Origin of the sequence: Nostoc sp., from assembly GCF_036917195.1 — a bacterium.
GTDB lineage: Bacteria > Cyanobacteriota > Cyanobacteriia > Cyanobacteriales > Nostocaceae > Nostoc.
In genome coordinates this window covers 1-25,935 of record NZ_JBALDG010000059.1, presented here as the reverse complement: position 1 = coordinate 25,935, position 25,935 = coordinate 1, and the positions used below count along the sequence as shown (strand labels likewise).

Annotated in this window: 24 protein-coding genes; 12 read left to right on the top strand and 12 right to left on the bottom strand. The window is 39.7% G+C overall.

Translation table 11 applies throughout. The features are described from left to right. Positions 1-170: 170 nt before the first annotated feature. The 4 genes from V7K40_RS18760 (at position 171) to V7K40_RS18745 (ending at position 3,380) form a co-directional block, all read left to right on the top strand. Positions 171-572 carry a response regulator gene (locus V7K40_RS18760; RefSeq protein WP_334962253.1) on the top strand — a complete coding sequence of 134 codons (402 nt, stop codon included), beginning with the start codon at positions 171-173 and terminating at the stop codon, positions 570-572. A 348-nt stretch (positions 573-920) separates the two neighbouring features. Further along, positions 921-1,736, top strand: a complete 816-nt coding sequence (locus tag V7K40_RS18755) for a class I SAM-dependent methyltransferase (protein ID WP_334962251.1) — start codon at positions 921-923, stop codon at positions 1,734-1,736. Between the two features lie 109 nt (positions 1,737-1,845). Continuing rightward, a complete protein-coding gene (locus V7K40_RS18750; protein WP_334962249.1) occupies positions 1,846-2,487 on the top strand; it encodes a DUF4232 domain-containing protein in 642 nt (213 codons plus the stop codon). A 101-nt stretch (positions 2,488-2,588) separates the two neighbouring features. Then, entirely contained in the window at positions 2,589-3,380 is a 792-nt protein-coding gene (locus tag V7K40_RS18745; protein ID WP_334962247.1) for a GH25 family lysozyme, read from the top strand. Here the strand turns inward: V7K40_RS18745 and V7K40_RS18740 are convergent. Then, entirely contained in the window at positions 3,366-3,536 is a 171-nt protein-coding gene (locus V7K40_RS18740; RefSeq protein WP_334962245.1) for a hypothetical protein, read from the bottom strand. The genes V7K40_RS18745 and V7K40_RS18740 overlap by 15 nt on opposite strands. Positions 3,537-4,368: 832 nt before the next feature. On the opposite strand from V7K40_RS18740, the gene V7K40_RS18735 reads away from it, so the two are divergent. After that, entirely contained in the window at positions 4,369-5,865 is a 1,497-nt protein-coding gene (locus V7K40_RS18735; protein WP_334962242.1) for a hypothetical protein, read from the top strand. 476 nt (positions 5,866-6,341) lie between these two features. Here the strand turns inward: V7K40_RS18735 and V7K40_RS18730 are convergent, their stop codons facing one another. After that, complete coding sequence (locus V7K40_RS18730) at positions 6,342-6,791, bottom strand: NUDIX hydrolase (protein ID WP_334962240.1); 450 nt, start codon at positions 6,789-6,791, stop codon at positions 6,342-6,344. A 481-nt stretch (positions 6,792-7,272) separates the two neighbouring features. Next, positions 7,273-8,244: an RsmB/NOP family class I SAM-dependent RNA methyltransferase gene (locus tag V7K40_RS18725; RefSeq protein WP_334962238.1), complete on the bottom strand. Its 972-nt coding sequence runs from the start codon at positions 8,242-8,244 to the stop codon at positions 7,273-7,275. Positions 8,245-8,395: 151 nt separating this feature from the next. On the opposite strand from V7K40_RS18725, the gene V7K40_RS18720 reads away from it, so the two are divergent. The 3 genes from V7K40_RS18720 to V7K40_RS18710 all read left to right on the top strand — a co-directional run bounded on the left by V7K40_RS18720 (position 8,396) and on the right by V7K40_RS18710 (position 11,326). Then, positions 8,396-9,814, top strand: coding sequence for a DUF2157 domain-containing protein (locus V7K40_RS18720; RefSeq protein ID WP_334962236.1), 1,419 nt, complete (start codon positions 8,396-8,398; stop codon positions 9,812-9,814). 246 nt (positions 9,815-10,060) lie between these two features. Continuing rightward, a complete protein-coding gene (locus V7K40_RS18715) occupies positions 10,061-10,771 on the top strand; it encodes a GDYXXLXY domain-containing protein (RefSeq protein WP_334962234.1) in 711 nt (236 codons plus the stop codon). A 378-nt stretch (positions 10,772-11,149) separates the two neighbouring features. Further along, positions 11,150-11,326 carry a hypothetical protein gene (locus V7K40_RS18710; RefSeq protein ID WP_334962232.1) on the top strand — a complete coding sequence of 59 codons (177 nt, stop codon included), beginning with the start codon at positions 11,150-11,152 and terminating at the stop codon, positions 11,324-11,326. A gap of 345 nt (positions 11,327-11,671) precedes the next feature. Here the strand turns inward: V7K40_RS18710 and V7K40_RS18705 are convergent, their stop codons facing one another. Beyond that, the gene (locus tag V7K40_RS18705) at positions 11,672-12,556 is read right to left on the bottom strand and encodes a metal ABC transporter permease (RefSeq protein WP_334962230.1); all 885 of its coding nucleotides are present in this window, start codon (positions 12,554-12,556) and stop codon (positions 11,672-11,674) included. Next, positions 12,556-13,284, bottom strand: a complete 729-nt coding sequence (locus V7K40_RS18700) for a metal ABC transporter ATP-binding protein (protein WP_334962228.1) — start codon at positions 13,282-13,284, stop codon at positions 12,556-12,558. The genes V7K40_RS18705 and V7K40_RS18700 overlap by 1 nt, the downstream gene beginning before the upstream one ends. A 54-nt stretch (positions 13,285-13,338) precedes the next feature. Between V7K40_RS18700 and V7K40_RS18695 the strand changes: the two genes are divergently transcribed. Continuing rightward, a complete protein-coding gene (locus V7K40_RS18695; RefSeq protein ID WP_334962226.1) occupies positions 13,339-14,358 on the top strand; it encodes a zinc ABC transporter substrate-binding protein in 1,020 nt (339 codons plus the stop codon). A gap of 97 nt (positions 14,359-14,455) precedes the next feature. On the opposite strand, the gene V7K40_RS18690 is transcribed toward V7K40_RS18695, so the two are convergent. Next, the gene (locus V7K40_RS18690) at positions 14,456-14,863 is read right to left on the bottom strand and encodes a universal stress protein (RefSeq protein ID WP_334962224.1); all 408 of its coding nucleotides are present in this window, start codon (positions 14,861-14,863) and stop codon (positions 14,456-14,458) included. A gap of 89 nt (positions 14,864-14,952) precedes the next feature. On the opposite strand from V7K40_RS18690, the gene V7K40_RS18685 reads away from it, so the two are divergent. The 3 genes from V7K40_RS18685 to V7K40_RS18675 all read left to right on the top strand — a co-directional run bounded on the left by V7K40_RS18685 (position 14,953) and on the right by V7K40_RS18675 (position 19,217). Continuing rightward, complete coding sequence (locus V7K40_RS18685; RefSeq protein WP_334962222.1) at positions 14,953-16,155, top strand: phosphoglycerate kinase; 1,203 nt, start codon at positions 14,953-14,955, stop codon at positions 16,153-16,155. Between the two features lie 66 nt (positions 16,156-16,221). Next, complete coding sequence (locus V7K40_RS18680) at positions 16,222-16,839, top strand: NUDIX hydrolase (RefSeq protein WP_334962220.1); 618 nt, start codon at positions 16,222-16,224, stop codon at positions 16,837-16,839. Between the two features lie 491 nt (positions 16,840-17,330). Continuing rightward, positions 17,331-19,217 (top strand): CHASE2 domain-containing protein, encoded by a 1,887-nt coding sequence (locus V7K40_RS18675; RefSeq protein WP_334962218.1) that lies wholly within the window; start codon positions 17,331-17,333, stop codon positions 19,215-19,217. A gap of 62 nt (positions 19,218-19,279) precedes the next feature. Here V7K40_RS18675 and V7K40_RS18670 read toward each other — a convergent pair whose 3' ends face one another. The 6 genes from V7K40_RS18670 to V7K40_RS18645 all read right to left on the bottom strand — a co-directional run bounded on the left by V7K40_RS18670 (position 19,280) and on the right by V7K40_RS18645 (position 25,760). Further along, the gene (locus tag V7K40_RS18670) at positions 19,280-19,957 is read right to left on the bottom strand and encodes a response regulator transcription factor (RefSeq protein WP_298911598.1); all 678 of its coding nucleotides are present in this window, start codon (positions 19,955-19,957) and stop codon (positions 19,280-19,282) included. 321 nt (positions 19,958-20,278) lie between these two features. Beyond that, positions 20,279-20,980: a hypothetical protein gene (locus tag V7K40_RS18665; protein ID WP_334962215.1), complete on the bottom strand. Its 702-nt coding sequence runs from the start codon at positions 20,978-20,980 to the stop codon at positions 20,279-20,281. 18 nt (positions 20,981-20,998) lie between these two features. Then, positions 20,999-22,411, bottom strand: a complete 1,413-nt coding sequence (locus tag V7K40_RS18660; protein WP_334962213.1) for an HlyD family efflux transporter periplasmic adaptor subunit — start codon at positions 22,409-22,411, stop codon at positions 20,999-21,001. A 24-nt stretch (positions 22,412-22,435) separates the two neighbouring features. Continuing rightward, a complete protein-coding gene (locus V7K40_RS18655) occupies positions 22,436-24,583 on the bottom strand; it encodes a peptidase domain-containing ABC transporter (protein WP_334962211.1) in 2,148 nt (715 codons plus the stop codon). Between the two features lie 208 nt (positions 24,584-24,791). Then, a complete protein-coding gene (locus tag V7K40_RS18650; RefSeq protein WP_334962209.1) occupies positions 24,792-25,124 on the bottom strand; it encodes a CTB family bacteriocin in 333 nt (110 codons plus the stop codon). Positions 25,125-25,529: 405 nt separating this feature from the next. Beyond that, complete coding sequence (locus tag V7K40_RS18645; protein ID WP_334962207.1) at positions 25,530-25,760, bottom strand: CTB family bacteriocin; 231 nt, start codon at positions 25,758-25,760, stop codon at positions 25,530-25,532. Positions 25,761-25,935 lie beyond the last annotated feature (175 nt).

The following is a 25,935-nucleotide window of genomic DNA, read 5'->3' as shown; positions in this document are numbered from 1 at the left end:
ATAAATGCCAGCTAATAATTAACCATCAATTGGATGTGGCTGAACAAATTGAATTATTGTTTAGAAAAATAGGCGCGGTCGCAGTAAAATTACCAATGGTGTGGTCACTGAGAAAAAACAAGCAGCTGACTAAAAATAACTTTCATTTGATCAACATTAATGGAGATGTTATGGAACCTGTTCCCCTTGCTGGCTTAAACATCCTCGTGGTTGATGATGATGATGATAGCCGCTTTTACATTACTACCGTGTTAGAAGCAGATGGAGCCACTGTCATGGCAGTTGCATCGGCAGCGATCGCATTGAAAGTACTACCTGAGTTGCAACCTGATGTCTTGATTTGTGATATTGCTATGCCTGGTGAAGATGGCTACACCCTTATCCGCAAGATCCGGGCGCTGAAGCCTGATATTTGGGGAAAACTCCCCGCTATCGCCTTAACTGCCTATGGCGATAGCGAGTATCGTAGCCGTGCCTTGGAAGCGGGCTTTCAGACTCATGTGGCTAAACCAGTTGACCCAGGAGAACTAGTTGTGATCGTCGCAAATTTGGTCGCTTCTTATAAGAGTTAACACAATGATTATTTTATGAGCGATCGCCTCTAGTTGACTGGCGATCGCAATGATAATATTACTGATAAAATATCGAAAATGTGAGAACTTTACCCAGCGCTCAAGCCTTACTTAGAAGGTAGTTTACAGGTTTGTGACCTTCATACCATTCATGATGTCAAACCAGTTGCGATCGCAAAACGTTTCGGGTTTGCCTTATTTAGTAGCTTACAAGCTTTCTTCCAAGAGAATCCCAATCTTTTGAGGGTCTTGCAAACAGTATCAAGACAGCAATCGATATTGAATTGGTCTTTGAGCCACAAAACTAAATAAAATGAAGTTGGACTCAAAAGCTGATAAAACTAGCTTATGCAAGACTCTAAACAAGAAATAAATGCCAGAGCTTCTATAGATTTAGAACAGCGAAGGAATTGGTATTCTCCCGTTGCTGATGTTTATTACAACGCCAGACCAAAATATCCAAAGGAACTGATCGAGCGGTCCGTCGTTTTAGCCCAACTTGACTCAGATGCATCGATTCTTGAGGTCGGTTGTGGTCCAGGAAATGCGACGGTAGCTTTTGCTCAATTTGGTTTTTCAATGATGTGTATTGAGCCAAACCAGGATTTTTGTCGTTTGGCACAACGCAACTGTGCAACCTATCCAAACGTTGCAATCCACAACACCTCATTTGAGGAGTGGGAACTGGAAGCAAAACAGTTCAATGCCGTTCTATCTGCTAATGCCTTTCACTGGATACCGTCAGAGATTCGGTATGCCAAGGCAGCGACGGCATTACGCGACAACGGGTTTCTCATCCTGCTATGGAATCTGAGAGCTGAACCGAAATACGAAGTTTACCAAGCGATCGAGGAAGTGTATCAAGCCTATGCTCCCTCATTTGTTCGGTATGAAGGTGCCAAAACTCAAGCGGAAATTTTGAGAGGGTTTGAACAAGACATTCTAGACTCTGGTTATTTTAAGGAGTTGATGACTGAGCAAATCGCGTCTGAGGTTACGTACAGCATCGATGATTTCCTTAAGCTATTAAGTACCATGAGCAGACTGGAGCCAAAGACGAAGGAGTTGCTATTTGCAGGATTGCGGGAAAAGCTGAGGAACTTTGGAGACAGTGTACAACTCTCGTTTCTTTCTGCTGTTCACGTTGCCCGAAAAGATAGATAAGCTGTTGAATTCATTATGTAATGACGCAGCAACGCTAACCCTTGTGAATTTGGAAACTTATACTGGATGTGAAGCATCAGTGTAAGTAGTTCACTATAAAAAAAGAGCTATGCGAATTCTAATTATGGAACGCAGTGTGTTGTTGCTCCTGACTGCGGTGACAACTGGCTGTGTCAATTCTTCCTCTGTTACAAAACAGCCACAAGCCTTACCAGTAAGCACTGAACAGCCGACGAAAGCAACTGTGTTGACCTCAACACCTACATCGGCTGGAAAAACTACAGAGAATTCTACCCCTGAAGCCACTATTGCCACAAATCCGACGCGCTGTGAAACTAGTCAATTGTCAGTGCGCCGAGTCTCGGAAGATGCTGGCGTTGGGAATGTTGCCCTCACCTACGCCTTCAGTAATAACGCCTCATCCCCTTGCAACCTCTACGGTTATCCGGGATTGGCACTACTGGATGCAAAAGGTCAGTCTTTGGAGGGGGTTAAAGTTATCCGCTCCCAGGACACTTACTTTTCGAGTAAGGAACCTCGACAACAAGTAACTCTAGCTCCTGGAACACAAGCCTCATTTCAGATAGCATACAACCACATTAGTTCTCCAGAGAAACACTGCCCAGTGTCTAGTAAAATTGAAATCACGCCTCCTAATGCTTACCAGCACTTTACCCTCACAGAACAAATCAAGCCTTGTACAGGCAAAGTCAGAGTGACTCCAGTGCGAGCCGTTAACATTCAACCCTAGTAAATTTCTGTAATTTACTTAAAAATCCAGAAATAGCATAAATTTGATCACAGCCTCTGATAAGTTCAGTATTGTACTGTTTAAAAAGGTTAAAAAATTCTATGGAAGGAATTGATGTTGCCGATCAAGACGGCAGAGTAGATTGGACGGCAGTAAAAAACTCTGGTAAAACTTTTGCGTTTGTCAAAGCTACAGAAGGAGTTAGCATCAAAGATTCTGCTTTTGCTCATCACTGGCAGACCATGAAAGCTGTTGGTATTATTCGGGGTGCTTATCATTTCTTTCACCCCCATACATCTGACCCGGTTGAGCAAGCGAAGGAATTCTTAAAAACGTTAGGGAAATTAGAACCAGGAGACCTACCACCAGTTCTGGATGTAGAGGTAACTGACAAAGTAGATAGCCGAACTGTAATTAATGCAGCCAAACAGTGGTTAGCAGAGGTGGAAAAAACCCTTCTACAACAAACAAAAAAACCAATTAAACCAATTATTTATACCTACCCCAGTTTCTGGGAACAACTTGGCAATCCATCTGATTTTGCTAATTATCCGTTATGGATTGCCAACTACGGAACCAAGAACCCAACTATTCCTGGTGCTTGGCAGGGGCAATACCTAATCCATCAATATGAAGGTGATATATCTGGTGTACCAGGTGTTAGTGGTCGAGCCGATTTGAATAGATTTAATGGATTGCAGCTAGGAGATTCTGGGCTAATAGTCAAACAATTACAACAGCAATTAAAAAATATTGGATTATATACTGATGCCATTGATGGGCATTTTACGGAGTCAGTTAAAAATGCAATTGTCAGTTTCCAAACATCTAAGGGATTGCAAGTTGATGGAATTGTTGGTATAAAAACTTGGGTAGCTTTATTGTGGATTTAGAACGAATTGTACACTCAATAAATAGACCCATACCATGTTAGCAGTCGGTCTAGTTTTTCCCTTATCATAGGTAACGCTGATTTTACCCTGCTGTACATAACGCTCTAATGCCCGAACACTCATGCCAAGAAAGTCTGCTGCTGACTGCTTGTTCATCGGATTAGCGCCAAATATTGCTAAATCCTATCATAGGCTCTGACGATATTTGATGATATTGGTCAAGCTGGGTGAGGGCGATCGCTTGATTCTGACGTAGAGATAAATTAAGTTCCTCAGAAAGTTGATGAAGACTTTACTTGTGTCTTGGGCACGAGTAAGAAAGAATCAAGAATTGAAGGCGTGGGAATTCCAAGCAAAGCGCCTATTAATTATCTGTTGTTGCCGAAATAGCAACCTATGTTGTAGTCAGTCAGTAGCAATACCTATAAACTTTTGTAACGTTATGCATAATTCTTGGATCTAAGTCTGATTGGTAAATGACTACCCACCAATTTTATCTTGTATGCATCTACGCAACCTGAAATTTTAGAGGATGTTTGAAAAGTATTGTTATTAACATAAAAACTTCAAAGACTTAACCCCGGAACAAGCTTTCCCTACAAGGGAATAGGGGTTTCAAAGCCTTTCGCCCATAGGGAGAGAGGAATGGAAGCGGAGTTTTGAGTATACTTTACGACTTTTCAAACAACCTCTTTGATACGTAATTACGTTGAAAAAGAATTGAAGATAGATGAAAATGAACAATTAATTTTGCCTATTTAACCTTGTTTACCACAACAGCAGCACTAAATTTTTAGATGCCTTTGGTACTGGATTAACTATTGAAAGGCAAAATTATGCTCATCTGAGTGACACATTTTTGTCACCGAAATCAAGGCGACTAATTGAGGATTTATGATTAACCGCAGCCATCAGGAAGTTCGGAAAAATCTATATCCACAATAGCGAAACTCTACAGTTCATCTTTGTATTTAAAGGAAATTCAAGTATGCAATTGCTCAAACAGTTAGGAAAACAGCTAGGTTTAGCGATCTTAATGGGTTCCTCAATATTTTCCCTATCCTCAGTTAGCGCCCAAGCAGTAGAAAGCCAAGTTTTAGTCAATGTTGATGTTATTTACGGTGTCAATTACTTAAAATGTCTACTCTCTTGCACTAGTACTCAAAAAGCGGATGTTGTCACAATTGGTGGTAGGCTTAATCTTAGTTCTTCCCCTTACATAAGTAGAATAATATTCGGTAGAAATCTCCTGGTTGATCCATTTAGTATCAATTTTTTTAATGATAGAAATGTGGGTGGATCTAAACCCGAGTTTACTGATTCTCTTAATTCATCTAATCCCTTTCTAGAAGTTACATTCAATGAGAAACCAGCTACTACTGAACCACCTAACAATAGACTAACCTTAGACTTTGATTATGTTGGCTCTAATCCTCCTGCCTTTCCGTATAATAATACTACTTGTAAAGATGGTAATGGTTGTGTATTATTTCATTATGGATATTCCGAGGAAATTACTTCAACTGGGCCACTAATTCCCTCTTTCTTCCAAACACTTATTCAGCTACGAGATGGCAACACCCTTGCTAAGGATATAAGACCGATGGCGACTCCCATTGTGACAAATTCACAAGGAGGAGTAACTCAATATTTGATTATCTACCACGAGCAGACAGATCCTCTAGAGAATGGTGTAGTTATTGGAGTTTGGACTGAATTCCCAGTCGGCTCTGGCGCTTCTGGTGACGAAATTCCGTTGCAAAAAAAACTTAAGGATATTGTACAAATACAGCCACAATCACAGACATTAAGCTACAGTAATAAGAACCCTGGTTCAATAAAGATATCGAATACTAGAGTCTTGCTAAGTGCTACCCAGATCCCACTAGATCAATTACAGAGGAAAGATTTGCCACCAACAGATCCAAGGTTCATACCCCTTCCAAGTGCTGATGGCATCATAGCTCCAGGACAAACCACAACCCCAGTAACTATACAACCACCTCAACCCTCCAAGAAAGCTATGACTTGGATTATCAATACCAGTGTAAACGTTAATGGCAAAACCTATGTCCAAGCTAGATATGATAGTCAAACAAATCCCTACTCTGGTGATACTTCTATAAGTGAAGTCCGGTCACTACTTTGCATTCGGAAATCACAAGAACTTGCTAGTAATCCGATTCCAAATATAGCTACAGGTACTGCATATACAAACTCTTGGTCTGGTGGAGAAGTCTTCGCTATTCCTGAGGTTGTGGGTAGCTCATTGCTTTCTCCAGCAGATGCAGATGGGAAGTGTCAGGCAGCTGGCAAAAATCGTTATGGTCTATCTGGGTTCAGGATGGCAGAGTTTCATGATGCCAATGAGCCATATTCAGGTTTTGGTTTCTATGCACAATCAGATGATCCTAATCTGAGTAATCCAGGTACTCGCTTTTGGGTGAGGATTAACGATCAAGATGCGAATCCCTGGAAGTTATAAACTCTTGACTTGAGAGGACATACAGGAAAATTTCTACTTACAGTATAAAGAACTACTGCATACTTGATTTCTTGAAAGCAAGTGCTTCCGCAAAAACAGTAGAAGCACTTGCTTTTATCAATTCATCCGTCGCATTTTTGCAGTAGGCATAGACTTAAGGTCAACACTAAAAGCATTAATTATTTCAGAAACTAAAAAGCTTGGAATACTTGAAAACAGCGCAGCTAGCAGATAAGATTTGTACAGTTATTGATTTAATTATTCGTTTACCTGTTGAAGTTGGGTTTTACAGTAAAGAAAGCAGCATCAGACACCACTTTTGTTCGCGCAGCGTCTCCCTTTGGGAGAAGCGGCATTACTAAATTTAGTCACTGCAAGGTTTACTTGTTTTAATTAGCGAGTCCAGTTGTTTAAAGTATAGCCACTTCTAAAAAAGCCCTCACATTGCTCCAAGGGCTTTGCAATAATGTGTATTTCTATATCTGACTAGCATCTCGAAATGCACAAAAGTGAGATTTAACCTGAAAAAAACCTTTCAGGATTCGTTTGAGTGAATTAAACTTAACCCGCCTGATAGCTTTATTCACTTCTACCCACTGCCGTTTTCTTTTACTTGCTTCTGGATAATCTTCACTCAGCATCTCCACTGGCAACAAATACATCTTGACCCGGTAAATTTTACCTCGTTTGCGGTACTTGTAAGTGCCCAGTTCATTGGCGTCTACCTGCCCAATTACCCCTGCTTCTTCCCACGCCTCTTTGGCTGCTGAAGCGGGTGGACTCATACCATTAGGAATATCTCCTTTGGGAATTACCCAGTGTTGAAAGTTACGGGTCGTGATTAGCAATATTTCGACTTTGCCATTGTTCACTCTATAAGGAATTACCCCAGACTGTTCAAACACTTTGCTGACTTTTCGACTCATGTAATTTGCATTTTGTACGGCCTAGCTTTTTTGTACAATGTTTATTTCAAAAAGTCGAGAGCTGGTACTGGATAAATTTTGGTTAATCTTAGGTTATGAAGAGGTTAAGTTTTTATCTATAAGAGTTAATTATTGGAAGTTTTTATTAGTCTCCTAATCTCGTTTCCAGATTCTAGCTGGAAATGCTCTTCAATTGCGGCTCTGCCACTTGGACGAGAGGCGGTAGCCTCCCAATTGCATTCCCAGTCTGAGACTCTTAACGAGGCACGAGATTTTTAAAGCTTTTGGCTGTAATTTGATGTATATAAAAATGTTTTATCCGTAGCCCATGTTGCATTTATACGAAAATCCTTATATCTATTACCTTAATAAAAGTCAACTGGCTTTAAAAGTGTATTCCTGATGGCTGATTGACAAATGCAGCATTATTTAAAACATTATATATTTTAGCATTAAGCTAGAATATATGTCACCAATGTAACTAACTTGACTTTTTCAAATTTTCGTAGATATACAGCGAAGATATTGTATTTAAATCTAATTCTTTAGGCTCATCTTCATCGTCATTAGTATTTTTAAACAGGACAGTAAACGCACCAGCGCCTAACCCATCTTGAGGAAACATCCGATAACAAGGCATGGTAGTTAAATGCGACTGATATTTGGCTAAATTACTCATTTCTATTGCCTGAAACTGGGGAAAGCGTTCTAAAAACCATTCACAAATTTGCTCATTTTCTTCGGGTGAATATGTACAAGTCATATAAGACAGATAGCCTTGTGGTGAAACAATTTTAGCAGAGTTAGCTATAATGCGCTTTTGCCGATTTGCACTCTTATTAATAGCAGTTGGGTGAAAACATCCGGGTGCTTTTTCACCTTTAGCAAGTAAGGATTGTCCAGTACAAGGAGCATCTACTATTACTAAATTGCTAGAGCAGAGAAACATTTGGGCAAATATACTCGAATCCCTATTAACCACTGCACTAGGGCTGATCTGACAACGCTTAAAATTAGAAATTAGCATTCCCAGACGTTTGCCGATGACTTCATTACTGATCAGTAAGTCAGGTTGTAAAGCTTTCCAAGCGAAGATACTTTTACCTCCTGGTGCGGCACACATATCAAAAACTAAACGTACTGACTGAGGAATAGCTAACAAAGTAGTAGCTGCAAACACCGAAGAAAAATCTAAGCAATAGAAATATCCTTTTTGATGTAAGGGATGCTGACCAGGTTTTTCTCCCAGGTATAAGCGGTCTATAAATTTTGGTTGCCAAGAGGTTGGTGTTTGCACTGCCAAAGGTGAAATATCTGGCTTTTCTTGACACCAAAGAATACTGGGTGAAAAAGGCTGAGGATTCATTAAAGCCTCGATAAATTTCTCTTGTTCATCTAGATTAGTGAACAAACGCCGCGAGACTTTAAGTAATAAATTAGAAGGTTTTTCCATATAGATATATAAATAACTAGGTTGTATCACAATACAAATCAAACTGTTACACAAGAACAATGTAATTAATGCTTTTGGCTTCATACTCAAAATATAATGACCGCCATTGGGATTGCAATGGCCAAGCTACCCCACTGCACCGGAGAAGGTCATGATCTTAGAGAATTTTCCGCAAAAATTACGCAAAGAAGCACAACTATGGAGGGATGAAGGATTAATTAGTTCTTCGCTGTATGAGCAATTAGCAGAACGTTATCAATTTAAAAACCTGGAAGCTGCTGCACGCGATCGCTTTATTGCGATCGCGATTGCTGTAGGCGGCATCCTTTTATGCTTAGGCATAATTACCTTTGTAGCCGGAAACTGGCAGGGAGGGTCACGAGAAATCAAATTTATTCTGATGATGAGTTTGTTTTTTGCGATCGCTATCACTGGTTTTTACACCTGGAGACAACCTGAAGGAAAGAAGCCACAACGAAGTAAACGCTTACTGGGAGAGGGGTTGCTAATTTTAAGCGCCTTCATTTTCGGTGCAAATTTACTGCTGATGGCCCAGATGTTCAATATTGCCGGTTCAACTTCCCAATTGTTTCTCGCCTGGGGGTTGGGTGTTGTGGTGATGGCCTTCGGTTTGTGCTTAAATTCTTTAGGAATTCTGTCAATTGTCCTAGTGGAAATCGGTTATTGGACTGGACTAGAAGACTTGTGGTACGCTTCAGGTGAGTTTACTTGGTCGCGGCTAGTGGTGCAGCATATGCCTTTGTTGGCATGGCTGGTGTTTGTTCCCTTAGCCTACTTCTGTCGATCGCGCTGGATTTTTGGTCTAGCAGCCTTTGTCTTTGCTAGTTCCTTACAAGCCAACCTCAATCCGCTGCCACTGCTGAATTATGCTGATATAGCCCCTTGGATGGCATCTTTTGCTTTTGCACTCCCACCGGCATTATTCTGGAGTTATGATGATTTGCTGTTTCCAAGCATAAATTACAGGTTATTTCAATCCCTGGCCCGTAATTTAGCGTTGGTAAGCTTCGGCATTGTCTTTTACATTCTCTCTTTTCGTTGGGTCTGGGAATCTCCAAATTATGGTTATAATCAGCCAACGAATGTGACAAACTTGTTCGAGTCTCTGCCGATCATCGATCTGGGGATTCTCAGCGGGTTGGCGGTATTGCAATGGTTGTTTCTACTGCGTCAAAGAAATAACCCTCCGCGCCGCGAAGTGATTTTCACAACTGCTGTCATTGGTACTTTTCTTGCCTTTATTGCCATAATACCTTTTTGGCATCAAACTATCAGTCGGATTGATGAACTTGGTGTTTTTATTTTCAATGTACTTCTAGCAACATTAGCCTGGGGACTAATTCAAGAAGGATTGAAATTAAGCAACAGAAGTTCCTTTTGGGGCGGTATGCTATTATTAACAGTCCAAATTATCAGTCGCGTACAAGAGTACGATACAGACTTACTTTTCAAGTCGCTGGTCTATGTCTTGTGCGGTTCCGCTTTAATTAGCGCTGGACTCTGGTTTGAACGCCGCTTACCTGGTGGTAGCTCTACAAGTAAGAAGTAGTGCAAAAAATGAAACGATTATGCAATTTTAGATTTTGCGGAAAGTCTGAGCGGAGGTTTCCTCCGAACAGAACTTTCCAAGACGAATTTTGAATTTTGGATTGAAGGAAAAATCTAAAATCCAAAATTCTGAAATCTGCCCATCATCAAAATCTCTGTGCATCAAAATTTTTAAAGTTTCTCTGCGTCAGTCCTAATCTCGTTACTTTTGACCTCCTCAATTCCTCTGCTTTTTAGGACTACGCTCATGACTAATAGTTCTCCTGAATCTAAAAATAAAACCTTGTCTCCCGAAGCTGAATTCTCCAAGAAGGTGACTTTTCGGGATTACTTGATTGCCAGTGAACAAAAATCGAATAAGTCTTTACCTTTTTGGCGGTTACTAGCTCCCCTGGCGCTACAAACAGGGCTAATTATGGCAGTACCAGCCCAAGCGGTTTATACAGACGTGACAGGTAAGACGGTAATTTTGCAAACCGTGCCTGTAGACCCTAACAATGTGCTGGAAGGTAATACCTTAGCATTAGATTACAACATATCCCGTACCGCAAATTTGAGCCGACTACCTGGTTGGCAAACATTAGTCAGCAGAGGCCGTGGAAGTGGCAGAAGATTGCCTGAAGGAACCAACATCTTCGTGACTTTGCAAGAGCAACTATCCTCTGGTCGGGGTATTCCTAGAGCTTGGAGACCGTTACGAGTAAGTAGCGATCGCCCCACTTCTTTAAGAGCCAATCAGGTAGCCTTAAAAGGTGTTTATCAGGATGGTTCTGTTAACTACGGCTTAGAAACGTATTACATAAAAGAAAACCAACGGCGGCAGATTACCAACGACTTACAAACCCAACGCGCCCGTAGAGGACAGCTACCACCGATTGTGGTGAAGGCGAAAGTAGATCCACAGGGGAAGGCAGTGCCAGTTAGTATGTGGGTGCGCGATCGCAACTATCGCTTTTAAGCTGTTGGTAGATCACAAACTTTCGGAAGTTAAAGGAAAACAAGGGTTTGTGCCCTCGTGAAGAAAGAGTATTCAGCATTGGTACTAGAGCGATCGCTTTCAAGCAGCTAGTGGTATCGGCTGAAATACTGATTAATAGCTTGTTTGTTGATGTCAGGGTGTTTTGCTGAAATATCCATGTGGCAGCAATACGGTTCGGTTAAGATCCCCCCACCTGCGGCGATCCCCTTAAAAAGGGGGTAAAATTGACACTCCCCTCGTCTAAAGGCGAGGGGATTCTAGCTTCACAGACGCAACTTGCTTAAACTGCCTTGCGGCAACCAAAGTAGCTGCGCTAACGTAATTAATATCTTAGAGTTCCTCCCACGGCAATTCTTAGTGAGACTGACTCTATACTCCAGCGATCGCTCCCAAGATAATCAAAGTTTTCCAAAATGGCTCCATGTTGTCAACACCACAATTAGCCATAATTTTAGCCTTGCTTACATTAAATCTTCGTCCGAAATAGCGATCGCTTTGGATTCATACAAGGGGCTAATATTAGGGTGTTTATAACTTGCAATTAAGAGTGAATTCTGACGGTATAAATCTCAAATTAACTTAAACCGTTAAAATTCTGGAATTTTCATGGTATATCTGTATTCCAAAATAAATTTACGCCGATCGCAAACTTCTCAATCCCAATGCTGAAAACACTAAAACTCATGCTACATCTACGGGAGCATCCCAAATGTGCAAATTTAATTTACATACAGGATTGTGACTTACTCAGGAGGATGAAAAAACGAACCACAAAGGATACAAAGGACACAAAGGGAAGAAGATTTAAAAGGGTTTTTGCGTCAGTCCCGTATATTTTTCCTAAATTGGGATGCTCCCAGGCGACAAAAATGCACTAGCTCACTTTGTCTTTTGAAATTTTAACTGGCTAAGAAGTCTAGCTCTTCGATCAATCATTTCTGGTCTGGTCAAAATTCCTTGGGTAGGACTAAAAAATAATGCTAATAAAAATATGACGGAAACAACTAAAACTATAGCTGCCCCTGATGGAACGTTCAAATAGTAACTAATATACATTCCAGTAACACTGCTAATTACACCAATAATTGCACCTAATTGCATCATTTGGTGTAACTCTTTCACTAATAAATAAGCTGTAATTCCTGGCCCGATCAGCAGGGAAACTACTAATACTACACCTACAGTTTGCATACTAGCAATAATCGTCAGTGTGATAGCACCAGTTAAACCAAAATGAATCAAATTAATTGGTAAACCACTTGCTTGAGCGCCAAGTGGATCAAATGTATAAAATAGCAATTCTTTGTAAAAAAGCTTTACTAAAAGCAAGACAATAACTGTAATAATTACAGTGCGCTTCACATCATCTGTAGTTACACCCAAGATATCGCCAAACAAGAATTCATGCAGGTCTAACTTACTTTTCAATAGGGTAATTAGCATGATACCCAAGGCTAAAAATCCCGAAAAAACTAACGCCATCGCTGCATCAACTTTGATCCGAGATTGGGATTGAATCCAACCAATTACAAAGGTGCTGAGAGTTCCAGAAATAAATGCACCTAAGAAAATATCAATACCCAAGAAAAAGGCTATAGCTAGTCCTGGTAAAACTGCATGAGCAATCACATCTCCTAGTAATCCCATGCGTTGAACGATCAAGTAAGTACCGACAACAGCGCAAAGAACACCCAACAGAATTGCTGTAACAAGTGCGCCACGCATAAATTCAAAACTTAGGGGTTCAATTAGCCAATTTAACATTAAACTACTTCCCTATTCAATATAAATACACTATCTCCATAGGCACGTTGAATATTATCTGCTGTCATCACTTCGTTCATTGAACCGTTGGCAATTATTTGTTTATTTAATAACAGTAGCTGGTCACATTTTGTCAAAATTGTTCCCAAATCATGAGTGACCACTAATAAAATCTTGCCTTGAGATTTTAGTTCTTCAAACACATCAAACATTATGGCTTCTGTCTTTTTATCAACTCCGACAAATGGCTCATCGAAAAATAATAATTCGGCTTGTTGTGCTAAAGCTCTTGCTAAAAATACTCGCTGCTGCTGTCCGCCTGATAATTCTCCAATTTGACGCGATCGCAACTCTAACATCCCCACCCTTGCCAAAGCATCTTTAACTATTTCTTGAGAGGAGCGTGAAGGTGCGCGAAACCAGCCAGTATGCACAGTCCGCGCCATCAGCACCACATGCCAAACTGTGATCGGGTAATCCCAGTCTATTTGCGATCGCTGTGGTACATACGCAACAGAACTTAATTGTTGTTTCAAAGCGCGATCGCGAAACTTCACAACTCCACTCGTAGTTGGTACTAAGCCCAAAATTGCCTTCACCATTGTGCTTTTACCAGCACCATTTGGGCCAATTACACCCACAATTTGTCCCGGTAAGGAGCGGAAACTCACATTCTCAACCGCCATTACTCCTCGGTAATTTACAGCTAAATGTTTAACCTCTAACATAAATTTACCATTTATATGATAATGATAATCACTATAACTAAAGTAATCAGATTTATGATATCTTACAAATTGCGATTAAAATCCCTAGCTGCTCTTGCCTTAACATGCGGAGTACTTGGATGTAGTCCGACATCACAGACTAGCCAATCGACTCCCACACCTGCTAATAATGTGGTGGCTCCCCAAACAGGTACTTCACCTGTTCCAGAAGCCAGTGGGAAAGGCCCATTAGTAGTGGCCACCAATACCGTTGCTTGTGGCTTAACTAAAGAAATCGCAGGTGATACAATTGACCTCAAATGCTTAATCGATCCTGGTTCAGACCCGCACGTATACCAACCAAAGCCAGAGGATAGCAAAGCAATTGAGCAGGCTAAATTAATCCTTTACGGCGGTTACAATTTTGAACCTGGTTTAATCAAGTTAATTAAAGCTAGTTCAAATTCTGCTGCCAAGGTAGCTGTAGATGAAGTTGCAGTCCCCAAACCTCAGCAGTTTGAGGAGGATGGTAAAACTGTTACTGACCCCCATGTATGGCACAATGCCCAGAATGGGATGGCTATAGCTGAAACTATTTCCCAAGAATTAGCGAAGGTAGCTCCAAATAATGCTGCAACTTATACCAGCAACACCCAAAAATTAACAAACGAAATCAGCCAGATAGACACCTGGATTAAATCAGAGATTGCCACAATTCCACCTAAGCAACGCAAATTAGTCACCACTCATGATGCTTTTGGTTACTATTCCAAAGCTTATGGAATTCCTCTTGAAGAGGCGCTAGGGGGCATTAGCACAGACGAAGCGCCGACACCGAAGCGAGTTGGTGCATTATCAAAGGATATTAAAAAAGAGGGTGTGCCGACAATTTTTGCAGAAACGACGATTAACCCGAAACTAATTCAAGCGGTAGCAAAAGAGGCAAAAGTTAAGGTTTCAGACCGAGAATTGTTTGCTGATGGTTTAGGAGAAAAGGGGACAGAGGGGGAAACTTACCAAAGAATGTTAATTGCGAATACACGCACGATTGTAGAAGGTTTAGGGGGCAAGTATACGGAGTTTAAGCCTAAATAAACAGAGTTAGGGACGCCGAATAGTTCGCCGTAGCGATCGCCCTCTTGATGGATACGAGAGCGTGTATCTATAGTAGAAGCGATCGCGCCGATAAAACCTAAGGTACAATCAGCACTGGGCAAGGGGAAAGGTTAATCACGCGAGTCGTGACACTATCATCAGCTCCCTCTTCAGTCAAACCTAGCCCCCGACAGCCCATGATGATTAAATCAGCCCCTATTTCATCAGCGACATCGCAGATAGTAAAAGCTGGTTTCCCTTGCCTTTCCAGGATTTCGGATTTAATTCCTTGCCCAGAAAATAAAGATTGGGCACTTTCCAGTAGTTTGGCAACTACCTCTGGTGACATCATCGCATCTGCACTAGGTGCGTCTTTTGGTGGTTCTTCTACCACAGACAGCAGCACCAAGCGACTGTCGAACTTTTTAACTATGTTGGTCACCATATCAGCAGCTTCCCGCGTTTCCCGGCTTTGATCAATAGGAAATAGTACTGTCTTAAACATCTCTGTCACTTGGGTACCCCTGACTCCGGTAAAATCTTGATGGTTCTACTTTCAAAACAATAACAAAAAGGCAATCAGGAGAGTTTGGTGTGTCCAAAAAAAGTTTAGCAAGTTTATCTTCAGCTGATATATCTGGGAAACGTGCCTTAGTGCGGGTTGACTTTAATGTGCCTGTGGATGATCAAGGCAATATTACCGACGATACTCGTATTCGCGCAGCTCTGCCAACCATCCAAGATTTGACGCAGAAGGGTGCTAAGGTCATTCTTACAAGCCATTTTGGCCGTCCCAAGGGTGTGGATGACAAATTACGCCTAACTCCCGTTGCCAAGCGTCTCTCGGAATTGCTAGGGCAAGAAGTGATTAAAACTGATGACTCCATTGGCGATGAAGTTGCAGCTAAAGTTGGCGCTTTACAAAATGGCCAAGTGCTGTTGTTGGAAAATGTGCGTTTTTACCCAGAAGAGGAGAAAAACGACCCAGAATTTGCGAAAAAATTGGCAGCTAATGCTGATTTTTATGTAAATGATGCTTTTGGTACTGCACATCGCGCCCATGCTTCTACTGAAGGTGTGACTAAATTCCTCAGCCCTTCTGTGGCTGGATATTTGGTTGAGAAGGAATTAGAATATCTGCAAAACGCGATTGAAAATCCCCAACGTCCTTTGGCGGCAATTATTGGCGGTTCCAAAGTTTCCAGTAAAATTGGTGTGATTGAAACATTGCTGGAGAAGTGTGACAAGTTGATCATTGGCGGTGGGATGATTTTCACATTCTACAAAGCCCGTGGTTTGAATGTCGGTAAGTCGTTGGTAGAAGAAGACAAGCTAGAACTAGCGAAATCTTTGGAAGCGAAGGCTAAGGAACGGGGCGTTACCTTCTTGTTACCCACAGATATAGTATCAGCAGATAAGTTTGCTGCCGATGCTAATGCGACAACTGTCAGCATTGAGAACATCCCCGATGATGGTATGGGTTTGGATATTGGGCCAGACTCGGTGAAAGTTTTCCAAGAAGCCCTTGCAGATACTAAAACAGTAATTTGGAACGGGCCGATGGGTGTGTTTGAGTTTGAGAAGTTTGCGGTAGGTACGGAAGCGATCGCTCATACCCTCGCCGAAATTAGCAAAACTGGCACAACTACCATCATTGGCGGCGGTGACTCAGTAGCGGCTGTGGAAAAGGTTGGTTTAGCCGACCAAATGAGCCACATCTCTACCGGCGGCGGCGCTAGCTTGGAGTTACTTGAAGGCAAAGTATTGCCTGGAATTGCAGCTTTAGATGATGCTTAATAGCCATCTTTAAAATTATGTAGAGATGTTAGATGTAACATCTCTACATTAAATAGGTAAAAAACTGTGGAAACTAAATGGCTGGAATGGGCACAAAAGTTACAAGCGATCGCTCAAAATGGTCTAACCTATTCTGAAGGCCCTTTTGATATCGAACGTTACAAACAATTACGAGCGATCGCCACAGAAATGATGGCGACTTACTCAAATGTAGAACACAGCTATGTCCTCGATTTGTTTAGCCATGAAGTCGGATATGCAACTCCCAAAGTTGATGTGCGGGCAGCAATTTTTCGTGATGATACTATATTGTTAGTCAAGGAAAGAGCCGACGGCTGTTGGACTTTACCTGGTGGATGGGCTGATGTTGGTGAGTCTCCCAGTGAGGTAGTTGTGAAAGAAGTATATGAAGAATCTGGATATCAAGCACGCGCTATCAAACTACTAGCAGTCTATGACAGAGACAAACAGAGACATCCACCGTTTCCGTTTTATGTCTATAAGCTATTTTTTAAGTGTGAAGTTATTGGTGGTTCTCCATCATCAAGTATTGAAACTGAAGAAGTAGGTTTTTTTCGTGAAGATGCGTTACCAGAACTTTCTCTCGGACGTGTGACACCAGCGCAAATCACGCGACTTTTTCAACATTATCGCCAACCAGATTTACCAACAGACTTTGATTAGTAGTCGCTTTTGCCGATCTGTTAGCAAAAATCAAATAGGATTTCTATATATTTATCAAAAAAATAGTTGAGTAATCTTCAAAAATAAAAAGCACTAACTTTGTTCAGTGTACTCAACTTAACTTGATTAAATTCAAAGCTATTGTCTACAATTTCAACCCTATGGAATGACAAGTATACGAAGACCAGCTATACAAGAAATTAAAATTTTATGAAGACTAGTCAACAATTGAAGATGTGATGAAGACCACTAAGTAAATCTGACATACTTAGGAACTTTGTGATTTGATATAAATAATAAATATATCACACAAGTGTCGCTTTCACTGACAGTGTTTTAAATAAATTACTGATACTACAAGTAAAGCATTCAATTTGTGTCTTCAAGGTTATTCTTAGGACTCTAAAATGATAATGATTAGTTTAAAATCTAAATTACTAAACGCTATTCTAGCTGCTACCGCTGCATTCCCCAGATGAAGGCGGACGTTTATGAAGCCTGAACTTTGGAAAACAATTAAAGAGGAAATTACTGTTTGGCGTCTAGGTACATTACCAGGTATTACAGTGATTGGGCTGGTGATGATTGCTCGTCTCACTGGTTTAATGCAATCTTTGGAGTGGCTGGCTTTTGACAATTTTCTCCGATTACGCCCCGATGAACCTAGAGATGAGCAAATTGTAATTGTGGGGATTAATGAAGATGATATCAGCACTTGCACAGATTTTTCCCTATCAGATCACGACTTGGCACAGTTGCTGTTGAAATTGCAGACTTATAAACCAAGAGTTATTGGTCTTGATATTTATCGGGATTTACCAGTTAATCCTGGTCATAATGAATTAGTTACAGTTTTTCAAAGTTTCAAAAATTTAATTGGTACTGAAAAAGTATTACCTGATGAAATTGACCCACCACCAGCATTGTCAACTGAACAGGCTGGTTTTGCCGATCAAATTATAGATAGCGATGGCAAATTAAGGCGTAGCCTGTTAAGTATACCAACAAGTAAAGGTTACAAGTCATCTTTATCTCTAAGTCTGGCAGCAGTATATTTAGGTCAGCATCGTATTAGTATAGAAAACGGTATTCGCGATCATGCTGCTATCAGGTTCGGAAAGACTGAAATACCCCGGTTTTTCGCTAATTCCGGAGGATATGTCCGAACTGATGCAGGTGGAGTTCAGGTACTACTCAATTTTCGTAGTGGTCGAGAAAAATTTAGAACTTTATCTTTGTATGATCTCAAAAGCGATAAATTTAATCCAGACTGGATACGCGATCGCATTGTCATTATTGGGATAACTTCCCCCAGTCGTAAAGACTTGATCGCTACTTCAGCGATTGAGTCTATTGAACCTGCACCAGAGCGAGTTTATAGAGTAGAAATTCAAGCACATGCTGTTAGCCAAATTATTAGTGCGGTGCTTAACTCTAGACCACTCTTAAATACTTGGCAAGATGGATGGGAATATATATGGATTTTGGCTTGGGGTTTGGTTGGAATTACCATTGCTAGGCTGACTAAATCACCTCTGATTAGTCTATTAGTTGTTGGTGTTGCTAGCTGTAGCCTGCTGGTCTTTTGTTATTTACTCCTGATTTTGGGTTGGTGGGTTCCGCTGATCCCGACACTCGTTGTTTTAACTTTAAATGGTATGAAAATCACACCTTTATATCAATACGATCAAGCTTTGCGTTCTGGAATTAGAGCTAGAGAAGCTCTTATTGAACGCATATTTGCAAAAATTCATAATGGCCCCTTGCAAAGCCTAGCTAAAGTTTTGAAACTAGTTCGAGACAAGGATTTACCAATGAATGACTTGCTACTAGAACTAGAAAAAGAGCTTGAAAAATTGAACCACGAGTTACGGGGGATTTATGAATTTTTGCAAAGAGAACCTATCGACGAAGAAACTAGTCTTTATTTAGGCAAAAATCTCGTACTAAATTTGCGAGACCCTCTTCATGAAATTCTCTATCAAGTTTATAACTCTACCTTAGAGCGAGAGTTTCCCTGTTTTAAAACTATTAAAATTAAAATTAGAGCTTTTGAACCTCTAAATGAACAAGCCTTGAATATTGAACAAAAGCAGGGGCTCTGTCTATTTTTGGAAGAAGCTTTATGCAATGTGGGCAAACATGCTACAGGAGTCACCCGTCTGGAAGTTACTTGCTCTTCATCTGAAGGCTGGTACACTCTAAGCATTATCGATGACGGCTTAGGGGTGAATTCATCTAGAGAAGGTTGGGGAACACAACAGTTTAGAAATTTAGCTCGACAATTAAAAGGGAAATTTCGGCGAGTACCCCTTTCTCTTAGAGGTACTCTTTGTGAGTTATCTTGGCCAATAGTTAAAAAATCAAGCTATTTTTAGACTTTTGACTATTGAGCGGATCAGCATAAATTATCAAAAAATTGATTAATTATTCTTAATAATTAATCAATTAATCCTTCTTCTCTAGCTCGCATTTCAGTTTGAATTCTGATATTTTTTCCCTCTTCAGGATAAACATTTAAAGCGTCTTGTAGCTTACTCCAGTAATGACGCACCATCCGTTCAGATATACACATACGTTCAGCAATTGTTTTATCTTGCAATCCTTCCTCAAATGCTAAAGTTAGCACCCTAAGCCACTCTGGTTTAACTTCTAATACAGAATGTATTCCTTTAATATCTTTTGTATGAGTTAAGCCCTGTAACGCCCAATCAATCCTGGTCAACATTTCCTGAGTCGATAGGCTTTTATCCGCGACTGTAAAGCCTCCTTTATGACTATCAATATCAAGTCTAATTCTTACCAGGGTTCTCACATTAGCACTTTGGACAACAATATTTAAGTTAGGATAGTTTTTCGTGAGAGTTCTTAGAAGTTGAACCCCTATATCAGGTCGGGCTGTCATTCCAGAGTTATCTGGAATAGAAAGATCCATCACAACCATATCTGGCTGTGAGGTAGTAATTTCATAAAGAGCGTTCTTAGCATTTACTGCAATGATGAATTCAGCGTCAGGGTAATGCTTTTGCAATACATTAACAGTTCCAGCTAAAACTGATTCGTGGTCATCAATTACTAAAATTTTTAGCAACTCTTTATCTTTTAAATCTTGTTTCATAATTAACAACACCCTGATTAAATCGGAATTTTAATCCCCAAACTGTGATAATTGGCTGAGTATATAGATTACGAGCCAACTAAAATATCTTAGTGACAATTTAAAATATTTTTACCATTTATTTTGTAATTTTTAACCAAGTTTTAGATTACAATTATATTAGTTATTATTCTGTTTTTATGTTAATCTTTAAAAATAAATCATAATTATTACTTTTTTACAAATTGTTTATGAATTTAACCTGCAAGGATGAGTAACTACTGACCCAGAGACTTTACACCTTTGTAAATTTTTCTATCCATTTACTTATTGCAATAATTCTTACCAATAAAAGTGACAAGTAATGCTTAGTTTATCTTTACGATAAAAGCATTTACCCGAAGTTAAAAATCGAAAACTTTTGCAAAGATACTTGAGTTCTCTTAAGTTAGAAGAAAAAATAATTGGAGATGGCTCAGGATATATAATTTGTACGATTAGCTGACCTATATTTTTCTGTTGTTTTAAACTGATAAAAATTGATATAGAAACTGAAATATTGGGCAAAGTTAATATTAGTAGTTCTTCTAAAGATTTTAAAACTATCAAACTCCGTTCAGCTTGCTCATATCGCCAGTAGGGTGGTATATCGAAATGGAAACAGAGGTGGGAATTTGATGTTAACCACTGTTCTAATAGGCACTCAATAGCCAACGGTAGGCTATCTTGAATATATGCCGGAAATAAGCGATCGCTCAATTGCACTAAAGCGTGATGAAAATTATCAGCTTGTTTTAGGTATTCTTGGATTTTGTTGATTCTTAGATTTAGGTTGTCTTGTGCCAATAAATCCAAGCTGCGACGGATTGTGAAGGATTCTTGTAATAAGCCTTCGTGAATTTTACTTGCTTCTAGAAATAGTTTGAGAGATTGTCTATAAGACCACCATTGTAATGCTTGCTGAATTCTATAATAAGTTTTCAAATACATTATCAATGTCAGGACATAAATAGCTAGAACTGTAATTTGTACATAAAATTCCATTATCACATATTTAGATCCTTATAAATCAGTAATTAACCTAGCCTTTCTCAACATAAATTGCAGTGCTGTCTCTTCTTTTGAAATAATGTCAGCTTTAGCTTCCATCCCAGATTGGATATGACACTGGCGAGCGCCATTGCCAAATATCATTACTTCAGGTTGAATAGTTGCTTCAAAGTAGCTATTTCCAGGGGTTGGAGAACCTGATATGGGGCTTTCTGCATTGTTACTTTTAGACGTAATTGTATCGGGAGAAACAGCCGTGACCACACCTTTGAGAGTGCCATAATCAGGATAAGGACAAGCATCAATTCGCAATTGCACTTTTTGACCAACTGCAACATTTTTAATTTCCTGAGTAGGGATAACTGCTTTAATAACTAGAGGAGCATTATTAGGAGCAATTTCAGCAATAGCTTCGCTAGCACGTAGCACTTGACCGGGGTTACGTAAATTGAGCTTGAAAATGATACCATTACTACTTGCTCGCAGAATAGTATCTTGTAATTGACTAATTACTTGTAAAAGTTCTTTATGAGATTGTCCGAGTTGGTTTTGCATTTCCACTCGCCGCTGAATTAAAGCTTGTTTTTCCTTTTTTAAAATAGCGATGCTGACTTCACCTCTAGCAATTTCTTGGGCAATGTGATCTTGAGCGATCGCAACTGTGGCAGTGGTAGGATTAACAGCACCTAAAGCTACTTGCACTTTAGCTTTAGCAATATCAACAGCTTTTTTTTCAGATTCAAGTATGGCTTTAGTCTGGACAACAACTAGCTTTTTCTGCTCAAATTCGCGCTTACCAATTGCGCCAACCTGCGCCAACTGCTCATAGCGATCGCGATCCACCTCAGCAAAGCTTAAATCAGCTTCGGCTTTTTGCAATTCTGCTTGCGATTTTTGTAAACTTGCTTGTGCTGCTAGTAATTCACTGCTGGTAGTAATTTGTCGCTCTTGATATTCCCGTTGATTACGTGCTAAATCCGCTTGAGCAGAGGACACAGTTCGCTCTGCTACTCTTGCTTCAGCGACAATTTGAGTATCTAAAATCTTAATTTGGGCATCAATTTGAAGTATTTGTAAACTGATTTGTTGAATGTTGTCTTTTAATTGACTCTGTTTAATTTGCAGTTGTTCGTCATCTAAGCGAGCGATTGCATCTCCCTGTTTGACTAGTTGATTTTCTTTCACAAAAATATCTTTAACAGTCCCTTCAATTTTCGGTTGCACTAACCGAATTTCTCCTGTAGGACGCACTACTGCTGCTGCTTTCACCGTCACATTATACTTCACCCATGAGCTGAGACTAATTCCAGCACTAAGACTTCCAACCAGGAAAAGTCCTGCTAAAGATGTCCAACGACTTACAGGAGGAAGAAACTCTTCACTTTGCACCGATGGCAGAAGTTTTTTACTATCTGTGTAGAGCATAATTATCTGAATAGATGTTAATAATTAAGAATTTAAAAATTCCAAATGCTCTCCAGATTGGGAGCGCAACTCATTTAAGGATCCTTGAGTTTTTAACTTGCCTTGATCTAATAGAACTATCCAATCAGCACGATTAACTACCTTAGGACGGTGAGTAATCAAAATGGTGGTTTTACCTTGGCGATGCTTAAACAATTTATCTAAAACTTGCGCCTCACTTACTGGATCAAGTCCACCAGTAGATTCATCTAAAATAAGAATTGGTGGATCTGTGACAATGGCTCTTGCTATTGCTAATCTTTGCCGTTGGCCACCAGAAATATTTGCACCAAATTCCCCTAAAACAGTTTGATATGTATTAGGTAGCTTACTAATAAATTCATCAGCTTCTGCCACTTGACAAGCTCTCACAATCTCTTCAAACGTAACTTCGGGAGCACCTAAGCGAAAGTTTTCTATAATCGACCGACTCCAAAAATGAGGTTCTTGGGGAACAAGAACCACCTGTTTTCGGAGACATTCAAGGGACAGGTCTTGAAGGTTATAGAGTCCAATCCGAATATTGCCAGATTGCAGTGGATATAACCCAGCAATAAGTTTAGCTAAAGTACTTTTACCACAACCAGATTTGCCGATCAATGCAATATTTTTCCCACCAGGAATTATTAAAGAAAAGTCATCTACTAAATCTAGACGACCAGCATAATGAAAATTAATATTTTTACAAATAATGTCAGCATCCCCTGGAATCTTGGCGTAAGGCTTTATCTCGTCGCCTTCATTTTCTGAAGTAGCATCTATGACTTCTGTTAGTCGTTGTGTAGCAGTTTTTGCACGAGTAAATTCCTCAACAAAGCTGATTAAAGTAGCAAATAAGCCTAAAAAATTACCATTCATTGAGTTAAAGGCAAATAGTTGCCCGATACTCAGGTTTTCTGCTGGGTTAATTACCAAATTGCCACCAAACCAAAGCAAAATAACGCCACCAACTCCCGAAACCAAGCCAGAAAAAGTATTATTAATGATCCCAATGTGTATTGTGCGATATGTAATGTTAGCAAGACGACCAAATCGACTTTGTAATTCCTCCCAAAATTGCAACCCAGATGTAGTAGTTTTGAGAGTTAGTGCGCCTTTAAAAGTTTCTACTAAAACCCCTTGTGTTTCTGCTTCCTGAACTAAAAGCTCACGAGTTTTTTGCTGCAAAGTTGGCTGGAAGACTACTGTCGATAAGCTCATTACTATAGCGATGAATACAGCTACTACAGTAAGTTTCCAGCTATAAAAAACCATAAATCCAAAAGAAATCAAGGCAATAAAAAATTGGCTAGGTAAACCAACAACAACTTGAGCAACTAACTGATTAATTTGGTCGATATCTTGCAGACGACTAACAATTTCACCACTGCGACGGGCTTCGTAGTATGAGAGAGGTAATCGGAGAATTTGCCGCCCAAATTCTAGCACTAACCCCAATTGCAGACGTTGGGCAAAGTGAGCAATTAAATTAGACTGCACAAAGGACAGACTACGGGAAATAAAATTCATTACTATCACAGCGATCGCTACAGTAGTAAGTAACTTTGTATCACCTCTAACCAGCACATCGTCAGTCAAAATTTGCATCAAAAAAGGGGAAGCTAAAGATAGCAATCCCAGCATCAGGTTAAGAGGTAAAGCTTGAGCTAAAATAGCACGATAAATCCAGACGCGCCTGAAGAAACGCCAAAATCCACCTAGTTTTTCATTTTCTTGAGCAAAAAACTTTACATCTGGCTCAAGTAAAAGCATCAACCAATCTGTACAACCTTCGGCTATCTCTTTTTTAGAAAGATAACGGATACCTACAGCCGGATCAGCAACTAAACATTTTTGACCTTTATTACCGTATAAAACAACCCAGTGATTACCTTTCCAGTGAATAATTGCAGGTAGTGGTGCTTCTTTAATCCTATTTAAAAATTCTGGTGAAGTTTTAACTGGACGAGCATTGAAACCAAGTATTTCTGCTCCTCTCTTTAATCCTAATAAAGTAGTGCCGAACTGCCCAGTACCTACAGCTTCACGGATACGACTGAGAGTAAAAGTCCGTCCATAATATTTAGAAATAGCAGCAAGGCAAGCAGCCCCACAGTCTTCTTCACTATGCTGTTTAACAAATTGGTATTTCATAGGTAAATTACCTTAGCTAATGACAACTTTAAGTTAATAATGTTGTCAATCTGTTGGTATAGTTTTTGATAATTGGAGTGTGCTTAACTGATATAGGACTCATCTCTGATTTTTGAACAAGATTTCAGATAAAACTCTGATCAAACGGGTTTTTAAGTCTCAGTATGTTTTCAAAAATCAAATCGGAGTCTTATAAAATCTTTGAGGATTAACCTAGAAGAGACATCATGCTAAACAACATATTAAATAAACCAGAGTTTCTCCTCGCTGACCTACCCCCCCGTATTTGATTACCTAAACTGAATCCAAAGGTAATTTGTGAGAACCTATATCCAGTTTGTTGAATAGAAGAAATACTGCCATTACTACCAGATATATTAATTGCACTATTGGCAAAAGTTTCTATATCTGTTTTTTGGAAGAACAAATTTTCAAAATATAATCCTGAAGAAAGTGAACGTCCACCAGAGATAATTTCTTGTTGTTGTGCTGATAAATCAAGAAATAATTCAGAAACTTCCGGTTTGATATCCTTAGACATAGTTATTATGTTTGTAAAAGGAGAATTTAGATAATTTACAAGAAGGCATAAGTTAAACCCCATAAATAAATTTTAGGAGTTTAAAACAATGACACCTTTTTTCTTACGCTTCGCGTCTTGAAAAAATTTTTGGCAAAATATATATTTTATTCTTTCTGCCTTACTTTTGTAAAAGCATTAACCGGACACAAAAATTTAGTATGTAAAATGCAGTTAGCTTTCAGTAATTTATGGAACCATAATTAATTGTATGTCCACAAAGATTTAATATATAGCTGATTGCTAACTGCTATGAAACCAAAAAGCTAGGGAAAGATAGGGGAGCGCTGATTACTCCCCTTCGTAACGCGTTGAGAGACGATGATACTCGTCGCAATCTATTGCAGAAACTAGTCAACCAATGCCTTAAGCGAATGCCTTAAACGAAGTACCTGATTTAATCAAGACTAGGTTTAATGTTTGTACGCCACCACCTGATACACTGCTGCCGCCAGGACCAGACTGAGTATATACTGGCGAGATGGTTGCAGTTTTTAATTTCAAGAGAGAATAAAAGGTATCCTCGATAACTGCTGCACCACCAGCTACGCTTTCTTGTTGTTCAGTAGATAAATCGCTAAATAGTTCGTGTGACATAGTTGAAAACTCCCTTGATTTTATTTGAGTTGAATAATTTCGAAAACTGAGATACTGAATTAAAACATCAGTTAACTAAGAAGCTAGGGAAAGATAGGGGAGCGCTGATTACTCCCCTTCGTAACGCGTTGAGAGACGATGATACTCGTCGCAATCTATTGCAGAAACTAGTCAA

Excerpts from the sequence above, each read along its gene's own strand:
- V7K40_RS18760 (WP_334962253.1), top strand. The coding sequence starts at position 171 with ATGGAACCTGTTCCCCTTGCTGGCTTAAACATCCTCGTGGTTGATGAT.
- V7K40_RS18755 (WP_334962251.1), top strand. The coding sequence starts at position 921 with ATGCAAGACTCTAAACAAGAAATAAATGCCAGAGCTTCTATAGATTTA.
- V7K40_RS18750 (WP_334962249.1), top strand. The coding sequence starts at position 1,846 with ATGCGAATTCTAATTATGGAACGCAGTGTGTTGTTGCTCCTGACTGCG.
- V7K40_RS18745 (WP_334962247.1), top strand. The coding sequence starts at position 2,589 with ATGGAAGGAATTGATGTTGCCGATCAAGACGGCAGAGTAGATTGGACG.
- V7K40_RS18740 (WP_334962245.1), bottom strand. The coding sequence starts at position 3,536 with ATGAACAAGCAGTCAGCAGCAGACTTTCTTGGCATGAGTGTTCGGGCA.
- V7K40_RS18735 (WP_334962242.1), top strand. The coding sequence starts at position 4,369 with ATGCAATTGCTCAAACAGTTAGGAAAACAGCTAGGTTTAGCGATCTTA.
- V7K40_RS18730 (WP_334962240.1), bottom strand. The coding sequence starts at position 6,791 with ATGAGTCGAAAAGTCAGCAAAGTGTTTGAACAGTCTGGGGTAATTCCT.
- V7K40_RS18725 (WP_334962238.1), bottom strand. The coding sequence starts at position 8,244 with ATGGAAAAACCTTCTAATTTATTACTTAAAGTCTCGCGGCGTTTGTTC.
- V7K40_RS18720 (WP_334962236.1), top strand. The coding sequence starts at position 8,396 with ATGATCTTAGAGAATTTTCCGCAAAAATTACGCAAAGAAGCACAACTA.
- V7K40_RS18715 (WP_334962234.1), top strand. The coding sequence starts at position 10,061 with ATGACTAATAGTTCTCCTGAATCTAAAAATAAAACCTTGTCTCCCGAA.
- V7K40_RS18705 (WP_334962230.1), bottom strand. The coding sequence starts at position 12,556 with ATGTTAAATTGGCTAATTGAACCCCTAAGTTTTGAATTTATGCGTGGC.
- V7K40_RS18700 (WP_334962228.1), bottom strand. The coding sequence starts at position 13,284 with ATGTTAGAGGTTAAACATTTAGCTGTAAATTACCGAGGAGTAATGGCG.
- V7K40_RS18695 (WP_334962226.1), top strand. The coding sequence starts at position 13,339 with ATGATATCTTACAAATTGCGATTAAAATCCCTAGCTGCTCTTGCCTTA.
- V7K40_RS18690 (WP_334962224.1), bottom strand. The coding sequence starts at position 14,863 with ATGTTTAAGACAGTACTATTTCCTATTGATCAAAGCCGGGAAACGCGG.
- V7K40_RS18675 (WP_334962218.1), top strand. The coding sequence starts at position 17,331 with ATGAAGCCTGAACTTTGGAAAACAATTAAAGAGGAAATTACTGTTTGG.
- V7K40_RS18670 (WP_298911598.1), bottom strand. The coding sequence starts at position 19,957 with ATGAAACAAGATTTAAAAGATAAAGAGTTGCTAAAAATTTTAGTAATT.
- V7K40_RS18665 (WP_334962215.1), bottom strand. The coding sequence starts at position 20,980 with ATGGAATTTTATGTACAAATTACAGTTCTAGCTATTTATGTCCTGACA.
- V7K40_RS18660 (WP_334962213.1), bottom strand. The coding sequence starts at position 22,411 with ATGCTCTACACAGATAGTAAAAAACTTCTGCCATCGGTGCAAAGTGAA.
- V7K40_RS18655 (WP_334962211.1), bottom strand. The coding sequence starts at position 24,583 with ATGAAATACCAATTTGTTAAACAGCATAGTGAAGAAGACTGTGGGGCT.
- V7K40_RS18650 (WP_334962209.1), bottom strand. The coding sequence starts at position 25,124 with ATGTCTAAGGATATCAAACCGGAAGTTTCTGAATTATTTCTTGATTTA.
- V7K40_RS18645 (WP_334962207.1), bottom strand. The coding sequence starts at position 25,760 with ATGTCACACGAACTATTTAGCGATTTATCTACTGAACAACAAGAAAGC.